This is a genomic window from Bradyrhizobium sp. USDA 336 (assembly GCF_044908355.1).
Classification (GTDB): Bacteria; Pseudomonadota; Alphaproteobacteria; order Rhizobiales; family Xanthobacteraceae; genus Bradyrhizobium; species Bradyrhizobium yuanmingense.
Genome location: NZ_JBIYDC010000002.1, coordinates 1,261,945 through 1,276,272, shown reverse-complemented (window position 1 = coordinate 1,276,272; position 14,328 = coordinate 1,261,945). Strand labels below are relative to the sequence as shown.

The 14,328-nt window shown below is 64.3% G+C and carries 17 protein-coding genes; 5 read left to right on the top strand and 12 right to left on the bottom strand.

Translation table 11 applies throughout. The features are described from left to right. Positions 1–93 precede the first annotated feature (93 nt). From ABIA45_RS06940 to ABIA45_RS06920, 5 genes are all read right to left on the bottom strand, one after another. Positions 94–855: a slipin family protein gene (locus tag ABIA45_RS06940; protein WP_036025384.1), complete on the bottom strand. Its 762-nt coding sequence runs from the start codon at positions 853–855 to the stop codon at positions 94–96. Then, on the bottom strand, positions 852–2,234 hold the full coding sequence (locus ABIA45_RS06935) for a nodulation protein NfeD (protein WP_404655622.1): 1,383 nt from the start codon (positions 2,232–2,234) through the stop codon (positions 852–854). The genes ABIA45_RS06940 and ABIA45_RS06935 overlap by 4 nt, the downstream gene beginning before the upstream one ends. 544 nt (positions 2,235–2,778) lie before the next feature. Continuing rightward, complete coding sequence (locus ABIA45_RS06930; protein WP_271538042.1) at positions 2,779–3,015, bottom strand: hypothetical protein; 237 nt, start codon at positions 3,013–3,015, stop codon at positions 2,779–2,781. Between the two features lie 152 nt (positions 3,016–3,167). Next, positions 3,168–3,941: a gamma-glutamyl-gamma-aminobutyrate hydrolase family protein gene (locus ABIA45_RS06925; RefSeq protein WP_036025392.1), complete on the bottom strand. Its 774-nt coding sequence runs from the start codon at positions 3,939–3,941 to the stop codon at positions 3,168–3,170. 90 nt (positions 3,942–4,031) lie between these two features. Continuing rightward, the gene (locus tag ABIA45_RS06920) at positions 4,032–4,736 is read right to left on the bottom strand and encodes a hypothetical protein (RefSeq protein WP_275510075.1); all 705 of its coding nucleotides are present in this window, start codon (positions 4,734–4,736) and stop codon (positions 4,032–4,034) included. A 137-nt stretch (positions 4,737–4,873) separates the two neighbouring features. On the opposite strand from ABIA45_RS06920, the gene ABIA45_RS06915 reads away from it, so the two are divergent. Then, entirely contained in the window at positions 4,874–6,025 is a 1,152-nt protein-coding gene (locus ABIA45_RS06915; protein ID WP_404651486.1) for an AI-2E family transporter, read from the top strand. 77 nt (positions 6,026–6,102) lie between these two features. Here ABIA45_RS06915 and ABIA45_RS06910 read toward each other — a convergent pair whose 3' ends face one another. From ABIA45_RS06910 to ABIA45_RS06885, 6 genes are all read right to left on the bottom strand, one after another. Then, the gene (locus ABIA45_RS06910) at positions 6,103–6,399 is read right to left on the bottom strand and encodes an antibiotic biosynthesis monooxygenase family protein (protein ID WP_404651484.1); all 297 of its coding nucleotides are present in this window, start codon (positions 6,397–6,399) and stop codon (positions 6,103–6,105) included. A gap of 100 nt (positions 6,400–6,499) precedes the next feature. Continuing rightward, the gene (locus ABIA45_RS06905; protein WP_157283526.1) at positions 6,500–6,736 is read right to left on the bottom strand and encodes a hypothetical protein; all 237 of its coding nucleotides are present in this window, start codon (positions 6,734–6,736) and stop codon (positions 6,500–6,502) included. A 60-nt stretch (positions 6,737–6,796) separates the two neighbouring features. Then, a complete protein-coding gene (locus ABIA45_RS06900; RefSeq protein WP_404651483.1) occupies positions 6,797–8,017 on the bottom strand; it encodes a diguanylate cyclase in 1,221 nt (406 codons plus the stop codon). 229 nt (positions 8,018–8,246) lie between these two features. Then, positions 8,247–8,726, bottom strand: coding sequence for a 30S ribosomal protein S9 (gene rpsI, locus ABIA45_RS06895; protein WP_018642439.1), 480 nt, complete (start codon positions 8,724–8,726; stop codon positions 8,247–8,249). 1 nt (position 8,727) lies between these two features. Continuing rightward, positions 8,728–9,192: a 50S ribosomal protein L13 gene (gene rplM, locus ABIA45_RS06890; RefSeq protein ID WP_018642440.1), complete on the bottom strand. Its 465-nt coding sequence runs from the start codon at positions 9,190–9,192 to the stop codon at positions 8,728–8,730. Between the two features lie 158 nt (positions 9,193–9,350). After that, complete coding sequence (locus ABIA45_RS06885) at positions 9,351–9,779, bottom strand: PaaI family thioesterase (protein WP_024341189.1); 429 nt, start codon at positions 9,777–9,779, stop codon at positions 9,351–9,353. Between the two features lie 85 nt (positions 9,780–9,864). Between ABIA45_RS06885 and ABIA45_RS06880 the strand changes: the two genes are divergently transcribed. The 4 genes from ABIA45_RS06880 to ABIA45_RS06865 all read left to right on the top strand — a co-directional run bounded on the left by ABIA45_RS06880 (position 9,865) and on the right by ABIA45_RS06865 (position 13,183). Next, positions 9,865–10,689, top strand: coding sequence for an enoyl-CoA hydratase (locus ABIA45_RS06880; protein ID WP_404651480.1), 825 nt, complete (start codon positions 9,865–9,867; stop codon positions 10,687–10,689). Between the two features lie 26 nt (positions 10,690–10,715). Further along, entirely contained in the window at positions 10,716–11,300 is a 585-nt protein-coding gene (locus tag ABIA45_RS06875; protein WP_157283523.1) for a CoA-binding protein, read from the top strand. Between the two features lie 150 nt (positions 11,301–11,450). After that, on the top strand, positions 11,451–12,731 hold the full coding sequence (locus ABIA45_RS06870) for an O-acetylhomoserine aminocarboxypropyltransferase (protein ID WP_404651479.1): 1,281 nt from the start codon (positions 11,451–11,453) through the stop codon (positions 12,729–12,731). Between the two features lie 107 nt (positions 12,732–12,838). Then, complete coding sequence (locus tag ABIA45_RS06865; RefSeq protein WP_271538049.1) at positions 12,839–13,183, top strand: hypothetical protein; 345 nt, start codon at positions 12,839–12,841, stop codon at positions 13,181–13,183. A 19-nt stretch (positions 13,184–13,202) separates the two neighbouring features. Here ABIA45_RS06865 and ABIA45_RS06860 read toward each other — a convergent pair whose 3' ends face one another. Further along, the gene (locus ABIA45_RS06860) at positions 13,203–14,285 is read right to left on the bottom strand and encodes a COX15/CtaA family protein (RefSeq protein ID WP_404651477.1); all 1,083 of its coding nucleotides are present in this window, start codon (positions 14,283–14,285) and stop codon (positions 13,203–13,205) included. Positions 14,286–14,328: the final 43 nt, after the last annotated feature.

Sequence of the window (14,328 nt, the reverse complement as noted above, 5' to 3'; positions counted from 1 at the left end):
CGCCTTTTCGTTTGAGGAGTCTCGACCACATCGCCGCTGCAGCTCGGTCGGAGCCGTGACGCCCGCTCGCGATCAGCACCTCGCCGCTTTCTGTTACGGGTTGTTAGGTCGCGGCATCAAATGGTCGAGCAGGCCGGTGGGGAGCGGAAACACCACGGTCGACGAGCGCTCACCGGCGATGTCGTGCAGAGCCGCGAAGTAACGCAGCTGCATTGCCTGAGGCTCCTGCGCCAGGATCCGGCCGGCTTCGACGAGCTTTTCGGCGGCCTGCTGCTCGCCCATCGCATTGATCACCTTGGCTCGCCGCAAGCGCTCCGCCTCAGCCTGTTTGGCAATCGCGCGAACCATGGTTTCGTTGATATCGACGTCCTTGATCTCTATGCCGGTGACCTTGATGCCCCAGACGTCAGTCTGCTTGTCGAGGATCTCCTGGATATCGGCGTTTAACCTGTCGCGCTCGGCAAGCATCTCGTCGAGCTCATGCTTGCCGAGCACCGAACGCAACGTGGTCTGGGCGAGCTGGCTGGTCGCCGCCATGTAGTCGCCGACCTTGATGATGGCGCGCTCGGGGTCGACGATGCGGAAGTACAGGACGGCGTTGACCTTGACGGAGACGTTGTCCCGCGAAATCACGTCCTGCGGCGGCACCACCTGCACCATCACCCGCAGATCGACCTTGACGAGTTGCTGCACGATCGGGATGAGGAGTATCAGGCCCGGGCCCTTCACACCGGTAAAGCGGCCGAGCGTGAAGACGACGCCGCGCTCGTATTCGCGCAGGATTCGAATAGCCTGGGATAGAAACACGATGACAAGCAGCGCAAGCGCCGCATACGTCAGATATTCCAGCGTCATGATGTACCTCCCTCGCCTGTCCGGGCGGGTGTGCGGCGTATCAGCAGCGTCAGGTCGACGACATTGGCGACCTCCACCGTCTCTCCGGGCTTGAAGGTTTCGGCGCCGCGCGCCTGCCAGCGCTCACCATGGGCGAAGACATGACCTTCGTTCCCGTTCCAGTCGAGAACCTCGGCGGGCAAGCCGCGCATGGCCTGTGCGCCGACCAGCGCAGGAGCTTTGCGGACGCGCCGAAGCGAGCCAAGCACGACCAGAGCAAAGCCGCTGAACACGACCGCGGTGGTGCCGATCACCCACCAGGACAGTTGGTATCCAGGCGCCTCGCTCCTGAAGAGCATCATTGCTCCCAGCACGAAAGCGATGATGCCGCCGAAGCCGACCACCACGGTCGGGTTGAAGGCTTCGACGGTGAGAAGCACGAGTCCCACCAGCATCAGGGCGAGGCCGGCATAGTTGATCGGCAGCAAATTGAGCGCATAGAGGCCGATCAGCAGGCAGATCGCGCCGACGACTCCCGGGGCGACGGCTCCGGGAGACATGAACTCGAAGATCAGGCCGTAGATACCGACCATCAGGAGAATGAACGCCACGTTCGGGTTGGTGATGACCGCCAGGAACCGGGATATCCGTCCGGGCTCGATGGCTTCGACGAAAGCATCCTTTGTTGCGAGGCGTTGCGTCTTGCCGCCTGCGAGCTCCACCACACGGCCATCAACCTGCCGCAGCAATTCAGCCTGATCGCGCGCGACGAGATCGATGGCATGTGCCTCCAGCGCGCCGTTGGCAGAGAGTGTTGCGGCCTCGCGGACCGCCCTCTCCGCCCACTCCGCATTGCGGTTGCGCAGCTCGGCGAGGCTTCGGATGAAGGCGACGGCATCGTTCGTGGCCTTCGCCGTCATCGCGTCCTTCGGCTCATCCCTCTTGTCTTTGCCATCCTTGTCGGGTGTGCCGCTCGGCAGGCCCGGCAGCGGCCCGCCAATCTGGACCGGCGTCGCCGCACCGATGTTGGTACCTGGTGCCATCGCCGCGATGTGGGTCGCGTAAAGGATATAGGTCCCCGCACTCGCCGCGTGGGCGCCGGAGGGAGCGACGTAGCCAATGACAGGGACGGGCGAGGCGAGCACATCCGCGATGATCTCGCGCATGCTGGAATTGAGCCCGCCGGGCGTGTTCATCCTCAGAAGCACGACCTCGGCGCGCCGCTCGCTCGCCATGGCCAAAGCCTCCCGCACGTAGCTGGCTGACGCCGGGCCAATCGCCCCGTCGATCGAAACAACAAGGGCTACGCGCTTGCTCTCCTCCGCTGAGCTGGGAAGGAGGCAGCAGCTCAAAGCCACGGCGGTGATCGCCGCAACGAGGGCCGCCTTCATGGTCTGCACGGCACGGGCTCCCTTGCAGAGCATATGGTATTCTTCTCATGAACCTCAATGCTGCGCGTGGAGATCAACATTGCGATTGTGCAACGCAATGGGAATGCCCATGCAGGATTGCCGACGCGCTCGGCCTCGGCGAGCGTACGTTGAACCGAAAATTCCAGGACTCACGCACGAGCCGCCGCAATCCTTCATCACTCGCTGGGCACAGCCTGTGCGCACCTACGATTCAACACAGTAGAGAAACCCCGCGCCACGGAGCCATCAGCTTTCGTTCTGCATCTGACTCCAATTCGTTCTCGAAGAACAAATCAGAGCCGCAAAAGCCAGGACGGAGCAATTCCTACTGATTGGTTTACTCCGTCGGAAATTCGGGATGCACCTTGGATAAACAGTCCTCGTAGGGCGGATTAGCCGAAGGCGTAATCCGCCTACTGCGTGCGACGCTCACGCACGTTCGCCAAAGTTAAACGCCACGCTCCCGTCTTTGCGATCTGTACAGCGGTTAAAGGCTCTGTCTTCGGCAGGGACTTCGCGAAGCGCATTTTGATCAATCTCCACCGCATCGAAAAGTCGGCATCGCCGCGGGGAAGCGTCCAGACCGCATGAAGGTGGTCCGGAGCACGACAAACGCATCGATAGTGAACGAATAGTCCCGACGGGTCGCTGCAACGGCCGCGCGCAGCGCTGCGATGTGCTCGACGAGCAGCCGCTGCCTACGATCATGAAGATTGACCGTGAAGAACCAGCAGCCACCTGGAACAAATGCACGGCGGTAGTTCGGCATTGCAGCTGTCCCATGAACTAAAGATGGCGGATTACGCCTTCGGCTAATCCGCCCTACTCAGTCCAAGCCGAGTGCGCAACGTGGCAGAAGCTGGATTCCCGGCTCTGCGCCGCAACGCTCCGCGTTGCAGCTGGTCCGGGACACGACCGCGGCTACGCCTCCGCCTTCTGCCTTGTCACCAGCGCCTCGCCAAAGGCCTCGAACAGCTTGCGGTTGATCGGATTGTGCTGCGGGTCGTACTCCGCGTGCCATTGCACGCCGAGGGCAAAGCTCGGGGCTTCCGCGATGCGAATCGCCTCGATGGTGCCGTCCTCGGCGATGCCTTCGATCAGCACGCGCTTGCCGGGATCGAGAATGCCCTGTCCGTGCAGCGAATTGACCCGGATCTTCTCGCAGCCGAGAATCGTGGCGAAAGCGCCGCCGGGCGTCAGCTCGACGTCGTGGCGGTCGGCGAACACCACGGTCGGATCGGGATGGATCTCGCCGTTCTCGAGCCGGGGCATGCGGTGGTTCATGCGGCCGGGAATCTCGCGGATCTCGGGATGCAGCGAGCCGCCGAAGGCGACGTTCATCTCCTGCAGGCCGCGGCAAATGCCGAACAGCGGAATGCCGCGGGCGACGCAGGCGACCGAGAGGGCCAGCGCAACTTCGTCGCGGTGGATGTCGTAGGGTTCGTGCTTCTCGCAGGGATCGACGTTGAAGCGGGTTGGGTGAACGTTGGCCCGGGCCCCGGTCAGGATGATGCCGTCGACGGTATCGAGCAGCGCCGGGATATCCGTGATGTCGGGGGCTCCAGCGAACATCAGCGGCAAGCCGCCGGAGACTTCGGCCACGGCGCGCAGGTTTCGCTCGCCAACCATCTGGACCTGAAATCGATTCTCGACGCGATAGGAATTCCCGATCACGCCGACGACCGGCTTTCTCATCTCTCGTTCCGCGCCTCCGGATAAGAAGATTCCCCGAACATGCCCCTCCGATGGAACAAATTCAACAGAGGGGATCGCGGGACGGCAATGCTATTTTCGCGCAAATGCCTCCCGGGCGTCCAACCCGCCCTCCACGGGCAGACCCGCGGCCCTCAGCGCAATTGCCGCTGTCTCGCCCGGCGCGACCAGCCAGGGAAGCTTGGCCTCGATTCCGCGCGTCACGGGCTCCCCGAGCGCGCCTCCGAAGTCGATCGGCCAGAACCCGTTGGGCACCACCTCGGCGGAGAAGCTGCGGATCGCATAGCCCTCGCCCAGGATTGCCTCTGCCTTGTCGCTGGCGACACGGCGCGCGGTCTTGGGATCCTTGAGATCGCCAAAGCTCACGAGCACGGGGATGAGCTCCCCCTGCACCGGGACAATGCCGGTCTGCCGGCTCATGTCCTTGAACGACACCCGGCTGCCGCGCGCGGCGCCATAGGCGCGGAGCGCCACATAGTTGATGTCGTCGAGGTCGAGCTTGGCGCCCTGCTGGTGCGCCAGCAAGACCACGACGTTCTTGCCTTGGCCGAGATCGACGAACACGGCCTCCCCGCGCGTCGTGGTGCGGCCGCTGCGGTTATAGTTGCGATCGGGCACGACAGCGAGAATGGCCGACCCGGTCTTGATCCCGGCGGGCGTCGTCACCTCGACGGTCAGGCGGTATTTGTGGTCCGGCCGGTTGATCCGGATCTGGTCGCCGCCGACGAGCAAAGCCAACAGCCCGAGCAGACCGGCCCACTTGCTGATAACGCCCAAGCGCCCCTCACTTCCTTTTCGCCACCGCTCTGCACCGTTCGCGAGGCAGCGTCAAACCGGCGCGTTGCCGCTCTTGATCGGAAGCGTGTTTGTCGAAAGAGTGCCCCCATTGCAGCCACCAAAAGACAGGATACGATGTGACCTTTCCCGCAGATGAACGATCCCGCTCCCGTGCCGACCTCGCGCGGGATCAGGCCTGGGCGATCGCGGTCGGAGGCATCGGCGTCGTGCTGTTCAGCGCGCTGCTCGCCTTCACCTGGTATTTTGCCGCCACCCTGCTGCTGATCTTCACCGGCATGCTGCTCGGTCTCGGTCTCAACGCTCTGGTCAATGCCCTCGGCCGCCGGGTCCACCTGCCTCACACGATCCGGCTTGCAATCGTCTGCGTCGCGCTCGCTTTGCTGCTCGCGGGCGTCGCCTATCTCGGCGGCGCCACCATTGCCGAACAGGCCTCGCTGCTGAGCAAGACCATCAAGTCGCAGATCTCCAATGTCAGGTCCTTGCTCGAGAACCACGGTATCGACACCAGCTTCTTCGATCTCGGCAACGCTGCATCGGACCCCGCCGCCAACACCTCCTCGGAGGTGACGCCCGCGCCGGCAACTCCTTCGCGCGCTCCGCTGCCCAGTGCCGGCACGCTCGCCTCCAGCGGCGGGGCGATCGTGAGCCAGACATTCAAGCTGCTGCTCGGCACCATTCACGGGGTCGGCAACATCTTCATCGTACTGTTCCTGGGCCTGGCCTTCGCCGCCCAGCCCAGCGTCTATCATGACGGCCTGCTGTTCCTGGCACCGGCGCGGCACCGTACCCGTGTCGCCCTGGTCATCGACCGTATCGCTGAAACGCTCGAGCGCTGGCTGATCGCCCAGATCATCGTCATGATCGCGGTCGGTGCCGTAACCTGGATCGGACTTGCCGTCATCGGCATCCCCGGCGCGTTCATCCTAGGAATTCAGGCGGGCCTGCTCGCCTTCATCCCCACGGTGGGAGCCATCATCGCCGGCGTCATCGTGGTACTGGCGAGCCTCGCCTCGGGCTGGATCCCCGCTTTGTCGGCATTTCTGCTGTTCATGGGCGTGCACGCCATGGAAAGCTACGTGCTGACGCCGATCCTGCAGCGCCAGGCACTCGACATCCCGCCGGCCACGCTGTTCGCGTTCCAGATCCTGCTCGGCGTCGTGTTCGGCATCTGGGGCCTGGCGCTGGCGCTTCCGCTGGTCGCGATCGCCAAGGTCATGATCGACCACGTCAAGACCTACGAGGCGTCGCCTCTCGCGGAGGCGGCCTAGAGCATGATCCGGACCCGGAGGGCCGCGTTAGCGCAAAGTGTGGAGCGGTTTTCCGATCATGCTCCCGACATAAGGCCTCAGGTCGTCAGCACGGTCTCGGTGTGCTCGACCTCGGGAGACGCGGCAAAATACTGGCCGACCAGGCCGCGCCATTCGGTGAAATTCTCCGAGCCGCGGAAGTCCACGGTGTGGTTCTCCAGCGTCGCCCATTTCACCATCAGCCGGTAACGCTGCGGCTTCTCGATCGACTTGTGCAGCTCGAAGCCGTGAAAGCCCTTGGAGCGGCCGAAAGCGGCCTTGGCCTTGGCAACGGCCGCCTCAAAGTCCTTCTCGCTGCCCGGCTTGACGTCGATTTGCGCGATCTCGGTGATCATCGGCTTTCCACCCTGTTTGTTCGATGCCCGTGTCTAGCGTAGCCGGCGCCAAAGAAAAAGGCGCCGAAACGGCGCCCTGCCCGGCCAAATTGCGGGTGCGTCAGGCGAACAGCAGGACGGTGCCCGTCACAATCAGCGCACAACCCGTGAACAACACGAACGGCCAGTAGCTGCGTTGCTGCGTGTAGCGTCCTTGCGCGCGGCGCTCGGTGATCAGCGCGCTCTCGTATTCGTCCGCGGTGGAGAACAGACAGGCGAAACCGCCGCGGGCCGAGGCAGCTTCGGCTTCGAGCGACATCAGGGCGGCTTGCGGATTCCGTCGACGGATCGATTCCATGACCACGATGGTAGGGATCGAATGGTAAACAGAGATTTACCGCAAGCCCGCCCTGCATGCTCACGCGGTGACCGGGCGCGCCTGCGGTGCGCCGGTCCGCGCCGCGCTCTGGCGGCGCCAGTTCTCCAGCGACAGCGGCAGCTCTTCGGCCGCCTCGACGCGGTTGCGGCCGCCGCGCTTGGCCTGATAGAGCGCCGTATCGGCCGAGGCCAGCAACACCTCGAGCTCGGTGCCGGCCGGACCGCCGGCGACACCGATGCTGACGGTGGTATCGACCGGGCCTTCATCGACGACGACGCCGGAGGTCTCGAACGCCTCGCGCACGCGCTCGGCGACCAGCACGCCCTCCTCCAGCGAGCACGGCAACAGCGCGGCGAACTCCTCGCCGCCGATGCGGCCCGACAGGTCGGAGATGCGCAAATTGCTGACCACGACCGTCGAGAACAGCTTCAGCATCTCGTCGCCGGCGGGATGGCCGAAGCGGTCGTTGATCGACTTGAAATGGTCGATGTCGAAGATCATCACGGTCACCGGCCGCCCGGCCTTGGCCTCGCGCTCGATCACGCGCGCACAAGCCTCCGAGAAGCCGCGCCGGTTGAGCATGCCGGTCAAGGGATCGGTCGATGCCGCCGTCCGGTGCGCGGTGACGGTGCGTTCCGACACCAGCATGAAGATCACGAACACGGTACCGACGGCATAGAGTATGAGCTCGACCGCGAACACGGTGACCCAGATGCTCGAGGAGAAGCCGGCATCATGCGGGCGCAGGAAGCTGCCGATCAGGATCGGCAGCATCAACACGCAGCCGTGCATCACCGGCATCACGAAGGCGGGCCAGCGCCGTTGCACGCTCTTGCGCCGTTCGGTCCAGAGCTCGCTCGCAGTCAGCGCCGCATACACCGAGACGATGCCGGCACCGACGAGCATGCGCAGCATCGATGCCGCGGGATCGAGCAGCGTCGCAGCAGCGACCCAGGCGAGCGCGCCGAGCACGAGCCCCGGCCAGTTCGGGTTGCGGCCGTGGAAGACGCGCGCCGCGTTCCAGACCATGCCGCAGGCGACGAAACCGACAGCGTTCAGCGCAAGGTAAATGTGCGGCCCCAGCCTGTCGCCAGCCGCGGTCCATAGTGCGACGGAGGCGGCACCGAGCAGATAGGCGGTGCCCCACCATTTCAGCGCTGGGCTTTTCTCCTGCTTGCCGAAAAACACCATCATGGCGCCGAGCAGTGCGGCAACCATTGTGGCGACCAAATAGAGCGTGATGCTATCGAGCGACATCATGTCGGCCCCCTCTAGAACATAGCAGTTACGCGATCGGCCCAGCCGATTTGCGCGCCCTTCCGAAGGCGACGCTAGGGCTCGCGGGTTCCATTCAGGTTTTCGCCGATCCCTAAGTTTTCGGGAAACACGCCATCAATTTGCATACAAACGAACAACAAAAAGGGCGCTGAAATCAGCGCCCTTTTGCATCTCATTGAAGCCGCTTTCGCGGCGAATGCGACAAATGCGATTAACGCTTCGAGAACTGGAAGGAGCGGCGGGCCTTGGCCTTGCCGTACTTCTTGCGCTCGACCACGCGCGAGTCGCGGGTGAGGAAGCCACCCTTTTTGAGCACGGAGCGCAGCTCCGGCTCGAAATAGGTGAGCGCCTTGGAGATGCCGTGACGGACCGCGCCGGCCTGGCCGGACAGGCCGCCGCCGGCGACGGTGCAGATCACGTCGTACTGGCCCGAACGCTGGGCCACGGAGAACGGCTGCTCGATCATCATGCGCAGCACGGGACGGGCGAAATAGACCTCGACCTCGCGCGAGTTGACGGTGACCTTGCCGGCGCCCGGCTTGATCCAGACGCGGGCGACCGCGTCCTTGCGCTTGCCGGTGGCGTAAGCGCGGTTGAACTTGTCGACCTTCTTCTCGTGCTTGGGCGCCTCGGGCGCGGCCGCCGTCTTGAGCTGCGAGAGCTGGTCGAGCGACTGAATGGATTCGGCCATGTTATGCGGCCCTCGTGTTCTTGCGGTTCAACTTGGCGATGTCGATCTTCTCGGGCTGCTGCGCCTCGTGCGGATGATCGGCGCCGCCGTAGACACGGAGGTTACCCATCTGCACGCGGCCGAGCGGACCACGCGGGATCATGCGCTCGACGGCCTTCTCGAGCACGCGCTCGGGATGACGGCCTTCGAGGATTTGGCGCGCGGTGCGCTCCTTGACGTGACCGACATAGCCGGTGTGCTTGTAGTAGGTCTTCTGCTCGCGCTTGCGACCGGTGAGGACCGCATGCTGCGCGTTGATGATGATGACGTTGTCGCCGCAATCGACGTGCGGGGTGTAGGTCGGGAGGTGCTTGCCGCGCAGGCGCATGGCGACGATGGTAGCGAGGCGGCCGACGACCAGACCCTTGGCGTCGATCAGCACCCACTTCTTCGTCACCTCAGCCGGCTTTGCCGAAAAGGTTTTCATGTCGGAGTTTCCGTGGACGGGAGATATCGGCGCGAACACCGCGCCAGACTGCGCGCGGTTCTAGAGAAGAGCGGCGCAACGGTCAATGCCCCAGAGCTGAAAATAGATAAGCAAAATCAATAATTTAAAAATATGGTGCGATATTACCTGCAAAAAGCTCAAACGTTTGGAATGGAATAGGTCGAGGTGACATGGGCGATCGGATCGGGTGAGGTCCCGGACAAGAGGTTCACCTCCCCGACCGCAAGGCGCTTGCCGAGCTTGAGCAGCCGGGCCTCAGCCAGCACGTCCTGCCCGGGCTGGCCCTTGCGCAGGAAGTTGATGTTGAGATTGGTGGTGACGGCGAGCCCGATCGGCCCGATCGCGGACAGCAGCACCACGTACATCGCGAAATCCGCGAGCGCCATCAGCGTTGGCCCGGACACGGTTCCGCCGGGCCGCAACATCCGCTCGCTGTAGCGCTGGCGCAAGAGGCTGGTCTGGCCGTCCGCGCTCTCGATCGTGATGTCGTCACCGCTGAAGGCCTGAGGAAATTCGTCACGGAGGAACCGCTCGAGCTCCGCCACGCTCATTTTCGCTAACGCCATGCCGTCCCCACCCTCGCTTCGCCTGCCCTGTTACATTAAGTTATCGGTGTCATCCAATTGCAATCATTTAGCGGAAATCGCGTCAATGTCCGTTCAGGCCGCCCGCGCCCCCTCCCCGCAACCGCCGATCCTGCTGCGCGAGATCGTCGGCAGCGTCGCCGTGCTCACGCTGAACCGACCAGCCGCGCGCAACAGCCTTTCCGAGGCGATGATCGGACAGCTGCATGCGAGCCTCAACGCGATCGCGGAAGACAAGCACATCCGCGCGGCCGTCATCGCGGCCAACGGCCCCGCTTTTTCCGCCGGCCACGACATAAAGGAACTGAGCGCGCGCCGCACCGATCCGGACCGCGGCCGGGCTTATTTTGCGCAGATCATGACGGCCTGCAGCGCGATGATGCAGGCGGTCGTGCATCTGCCGAAGCCCGTGGTCGCGGCCGTCCAGGGCATCGCGACCGCTGCCGGCTGCCAGCTCGTCGCCAGCTGCGATCTTGCGATCGCATCGCACGAGGCGAAGTTCGCCACACCCGGCGTCGATATCGGCCTGTTCTGCTCGACCCCGATGGTGGCGCTGTCGCGCAACGTCCCGCGCAAGCAGGCCATGGAGATGCTGCTGACGGGCGAGCCTGTCACGGCCGAACGCGCCCGCGAGATCGGGCTCGTCAACCGTGTCGTTCCGGCCGGCACCGAACTCGGCGCCGCGATCGAGCTCGCGCAACAGGTCGCGTTGAAATCCGCCTACACGGTCAAGCTCGGCAAGGAGGCCTTCTACCGCCAGGCCGAGATGAGCCTTGCGGACGCCTATCGCTATGCCGCAGAGGTGATGACCGAGAACATGATGGCGCGCGACGCCGAGGAAGGCATCGGCGCCTTCATCGAGAAGCGTGCGCCGACATGGCGGGATGAATGACCCCCGCCAACAAGAAAAGATAAGTGATGAACCACGACGCCTATCCCGACAATTACATCCGCGGCATCCTCAACAGCGTGAAATCGATCGCGATGGTCGGGGCCTCGCCGGTTAACGTGCGGCCGAGCTATTTCGCGTTCAAATACCTGATGCAGCGCGGCTACGACATGATCCCGGTCAATCCCGGCCATGTCGGCAAGGAGCTGCTCGGCAAGCCGTTCGTCGCGTCACTGTCGGACATCGGCCGTCCCGTCGACATGATCGACATCTTCCGCAACTCCAGCCACATCATGCCCGTCGTCGAGGAGGCGCTCACGCTCGACCCGCTGCCGAAGGTGATCTGGATGCAGCTCGGCGCGCGCGACGACGCGGCAGCGGCGAAAGCGGAATCAGTCGGGATCAAGGTGGTCATGAACCGCTGTCCCAAGATCGAATATGGCCGCCTGTCGTCAGAAATCTCCTGGATGGGCGTGAATTCGCGCACGCTCAGTTCCAAGCGCGCGCCGGTGCCGACGCAGGGCATGCGGCTGTCCCTCAATCGGATGAGTGTCGGCGGTGGCGACACCGCCGCATCGGACCGCGCCGCGAAGAACAAGAGCGAGCAAAGCTGACGCGATTGCGAAGGCTTCGTTTCGCAAACGCGACAATGCGCAGCACGATCGTTCCCAAAATGATTCCGATGTGACGCCGCGCCTTGACGGCGGGCACGGCGCCGATCAGCATGCCGCGCGAATTTCAGGCCACAAGAACAGGACGCCCAAATGAGCGATCGCCTTCCGGGATTTTCAACGCTCGCCGTGCATGCCGGTGCACAGCCCGACCCCACCACCGGCGCGCGCGCGACTCCGATATATCAAACGACCTCTTTCGTCTTCAACGATGCCGACCACGCCGCCTCGCTGTTCGGCCTGCAGGCGTTCGGCAACATCTATACCCGCATCGGCAATCCCACCAATGCGGTGCTGGAAGAACGCGTCGCCGCGCTCGAAGGCGGCACGGCCGCGCTCGCGGTCGCTTCCGGCCATGCCGCGCAGGTCGTGGTGCTGCAGCAGCTGCTTCAACCCGGCGACGAATTCATCGCCGCGCGAAAGCTCTATGGCGGCTCGATCAACCAGTTCACGCACGCCTTCAAGAGCTTTGGCTGGAACGTGGTGTGGGCCGATCCCGACGATACCGCGAGCTTCGAGCGTGCGGTGACGCCGCGCACGAAAGCGATCTTCATCGAGTCCATCGCCAACCCCGCCGGCAGCATCACCGACATCGAGGCGATCTCGACCGTGGCGCGCAAGGCGGGCGTGCCGCTGATCGTCGACAACACGCTAGCCTCGCCCTATCTGATCCGCCCGATCGATCATGGCGCTGACATCGTCGTGCACTCGCTGACGAAATTCCTGGGCGGCCACGGCAATTCCCTCGGCGGCATCATCGTCGATGCCGGCACCTTCGACTGGTCCACGGGCGGCAAGTACCCCATGCTCTCGGAGCCGCGCCCGGAATATCACGGCATCCGCCTCCAGGAGACGTTTGGCAATTTCGCCTTCGCAATCGCCTGCCGCGTGCTCGGCCTGCGCGACCTCGGCCCGGCGCTGTCGCCGTTCAACGCCTTCATGATCCTGACCGGCATCGAGACGCTGCCCCTGCGCATGCAGAAGCACTGCGACAATGCCAAGGCCGTTGCCGAATACCTCGCGGGACATCCGGCGGTGGCCTCGGTGAGCTATGCCGGGTTGCCGAGCGACAAGTACAATCAGCTCGCGCGCAAATACGCGCCGCGGGGCGCCGGCGCGGTGTTCACCTTCAGCCTGAAGGGCGGCTACGACGCCGGCGTCAGCCTGGTCTCGAAGCTGCAGCTGTTCTCGCACCTCGCCAATGTCGGCGACACCCGCTCGCTGGTGATCCATCCGGCCTCGACCACGCACAGCCAGCTCGACGATGCCGCCAAGATCAAGTCCGGCGCCGGCCCGGACGTGGTCCGGATCTCGGTCGGCATCGAGGACAAGGAGGACCTGATCGCGGATCTGGAACAGGCGCTGGGGGCGTAGCGCCTGGGAACGACGGCGGCCGTTTTGGCCGCCGCCGGTTAACCCTCATTAACCATATCTGCCCCATACGTCGTGCTTGGATCGCCCCTTTTGATTCGGAGCCGACGATGCTGCGCTGGATGGTGCCCGCCCTGGCTGTGATGCTGACGGCCTCGGCGGCCATTGCCGCCGATCTGCCGGCGACGCCGAAGCGGCGCGCGGCCGGGCCGCCGCAGGAACCACCTCAGGTCTATGTCGAAACCGATCCGGATGCGCTGATCTCGCCGGCCTACGGCATCGGCAGCTACATCCGCAACCTGCCGGGCACGCCGCTGCTGCCGGGCTCCCACACCTTGCCCGGCTATTACGGCCGCCCCTGGAGCTACGATTATCAGGGCGCCTATTACGGCGGGAAACAGGTCGATTATTTCTGGCGCCTGCCCTATGCGTGCGGCGTCTACGGCTATTGCTGATCAGCCGGGCTGATGGTGATCAGCCGGGCTGACCCACGGGGACCGCGCGCGGCTGCGCCTGCGCCGACTGCCGTGACGCCAGCCGCTCCACCTGCACCACTGCCAGCGTCAACACCACGATCGCAACCGCCTGATGGGTCAGCGCGAGATCGATCGGCACCTGGTTGAGCAGCGTGAGGATGCCGAGCACCGCCTGCACGCTCACCGCCGCGAACAGCCACAACGCGCCGCTCGCTGCCGCACCTGCACGCGAGCGCACCGCGTCGATCGCATGCAGCAGCGCCAGCACGATCAACACGTAGGCGGTCATGCGATGCTCGAACTGCACCGTCAGCACATTGTCGAACATGTTGCGCCACCACGGCGTCTCGAACCACAGCCGTTCCGCCGAGGGGATGAGCGCCCCATCGATCTCAGGCCAGGTGTTATAGGCCCGCCCGGCACGCAGGCCCGCGACCAGCGCGCCGAAATAGATCTGCACGAAGGTCACCACGAGCAGCACCGCGCTCGTGAACCGCAGCCGCGCGGGCGCCGCGATCTGAGGTCGCTGCTCGAGGCGCCGCACCGTCCAGACGATACCGGCGAAGATCAGCAGCGCGAGCGAAAGATGCGTCGCCAGCCGATATTGCGACACCTCGGTGCGTTCCGTCAGGCCCGAGGCCACCATCCACCAGCCGACCGCCCCCTGCAGGCCGCCGAGCGCGAACAGCAGCCACAGCCTGCGCTTCAGCTCACCCGACAATCCGCCGCGCCAAAGGAAGTACAGAAACGGCAGGAGATAGGCGACGCCGATGAAACGGCCGAGCAGCCGGTGGCTCCACTCCCACCAGAAGATCGTCTTGAACTCGGACAGGCTCATGCCTGAATTGAGCTCGCGGTATTGCGGGATCTTCTTGTAGGCCTCGAACGCCTCGGCCCACGCCGCTTCCGACAGCGGCGGAACACTGCCCGTGACCGGTTTCCATTCGACGATCGAGAGGCCCGATTCCGTCAGCCGTGTCGCACCGCCGACCAGCACCATCAGCGCGATCAGCGCGGCCACAGAGATCAGCCACCAGCGCACGGCGCGATGCGGCTCGGATGGGGCGGAATTCGTCGTCATTTCAAAGACAAAACCAAGCCTGTGGCGAAGAGACTTGAACCGG

Excerpts from the sequence above, each read along its gene's own strand:
- ABIA45_RS06870 (WP_404651479.1), top strand. The coding sequence starts at position 11,451 with ATGAGCGATCGCCTTCCGGGATTTTCAACGCTCGCCGTGCATGCCGGT.
- ABIA45_RS06925 (WP_036025392.1), bottom strand. The coding sequence starts at position 3,941 with ATGAGAAAGCCGGTCGTCGGCGTGATCGGGAATTCCTATCGCGTCGAG.
- ABIA45_RS06865 (WP_271538049.1), top strand. The coding sequence starts at position 12,839 with ATGCTGCGCTGGATGGTGCCCGCCCTGGCTGTGATGCTGACGGCCTCG.
- ABIA45_RS06880 (WP_404651480.1), top strand. The coding sequence starts at position 9,865 with ATGTCCGTTCAGGCCGCCCGCGCCCCCTCCCCGCAACCGCCGATCCTG.
- ABIA45_RS06940 (WP_036025384.1), bottom strand. The coding sequence starts at position 855 with ATGACGCTGGAATATCTGACGTATGCGGCGCTTGCGCTGCTTGTCATC.
- ABIA45_RS06900 (WP_404651483.1), bottom strand. The coding sequence starts at position 8,017 with ATGATGTCGCTCGATAGCATCACGCTCTATTTGGTCGCCACAATGGTT.
- rplM (WP_018642440.1), bottom strand. The coding sequence starts at position 9,192 with ATGAAAACCTTTTCGGCAAAGCCGGCTGAGGTGACGAAGAAGTGGGTG.
- ABIA45_RS06885 (WP_024341189.1), bottom strand. The coding sequence starts at position 9,779 with ATGGCGTTAGCGAAAATGAGCGTGGCGGAGCTCGAGCGGTTCCTCCGT.
- rpsI (WP_018642439.1), bottom strand. The coding sequence starts at position 8,726 with ATGGCCGAATCCATTCAGTCGCTCGACCAGCTCTCGCAGCTCAAGACG.
- ABIA45_RS06875 (WP_157283523.1), top strand. The coding sequence starts at position 10,716 with ATGAACCACGACGCCTATCCCGACAATTACATCCGCGGCATCCTCAAC.
- ABIA45_RS06905 (WP_157283526.1), bottom strand. The coding sequence starts at position 6,736 with ATGGAATCGATCCGTCGACGGAATCCGCAAGCCGCCCTGATGTCGCTC.
- ABIA45_RS06910 (WP_404651484.1), bottom strand. The coding sequence starts at position 6,399 with ATGATCACCGAGATCGCGCAAATCGACGTCAAGCCGGGCAGCGAGAAG.
- ABIA45_RS06860 (WP_404651477.1), bottom strand. The coding sequence starts at position 14,285 with ATGACGACGAATTCCGCCCCATCCGAGCCGCATCGCGCCGTGCGCTGG.
- ABIA45_RS06930 (WP_271538042.1), bottom strand. The coding sequence starts at position 3,015 with ATGCCGAACTACCGCCGTGCATTTGTTCCAGGTGGCTGCTGGTTCTTC.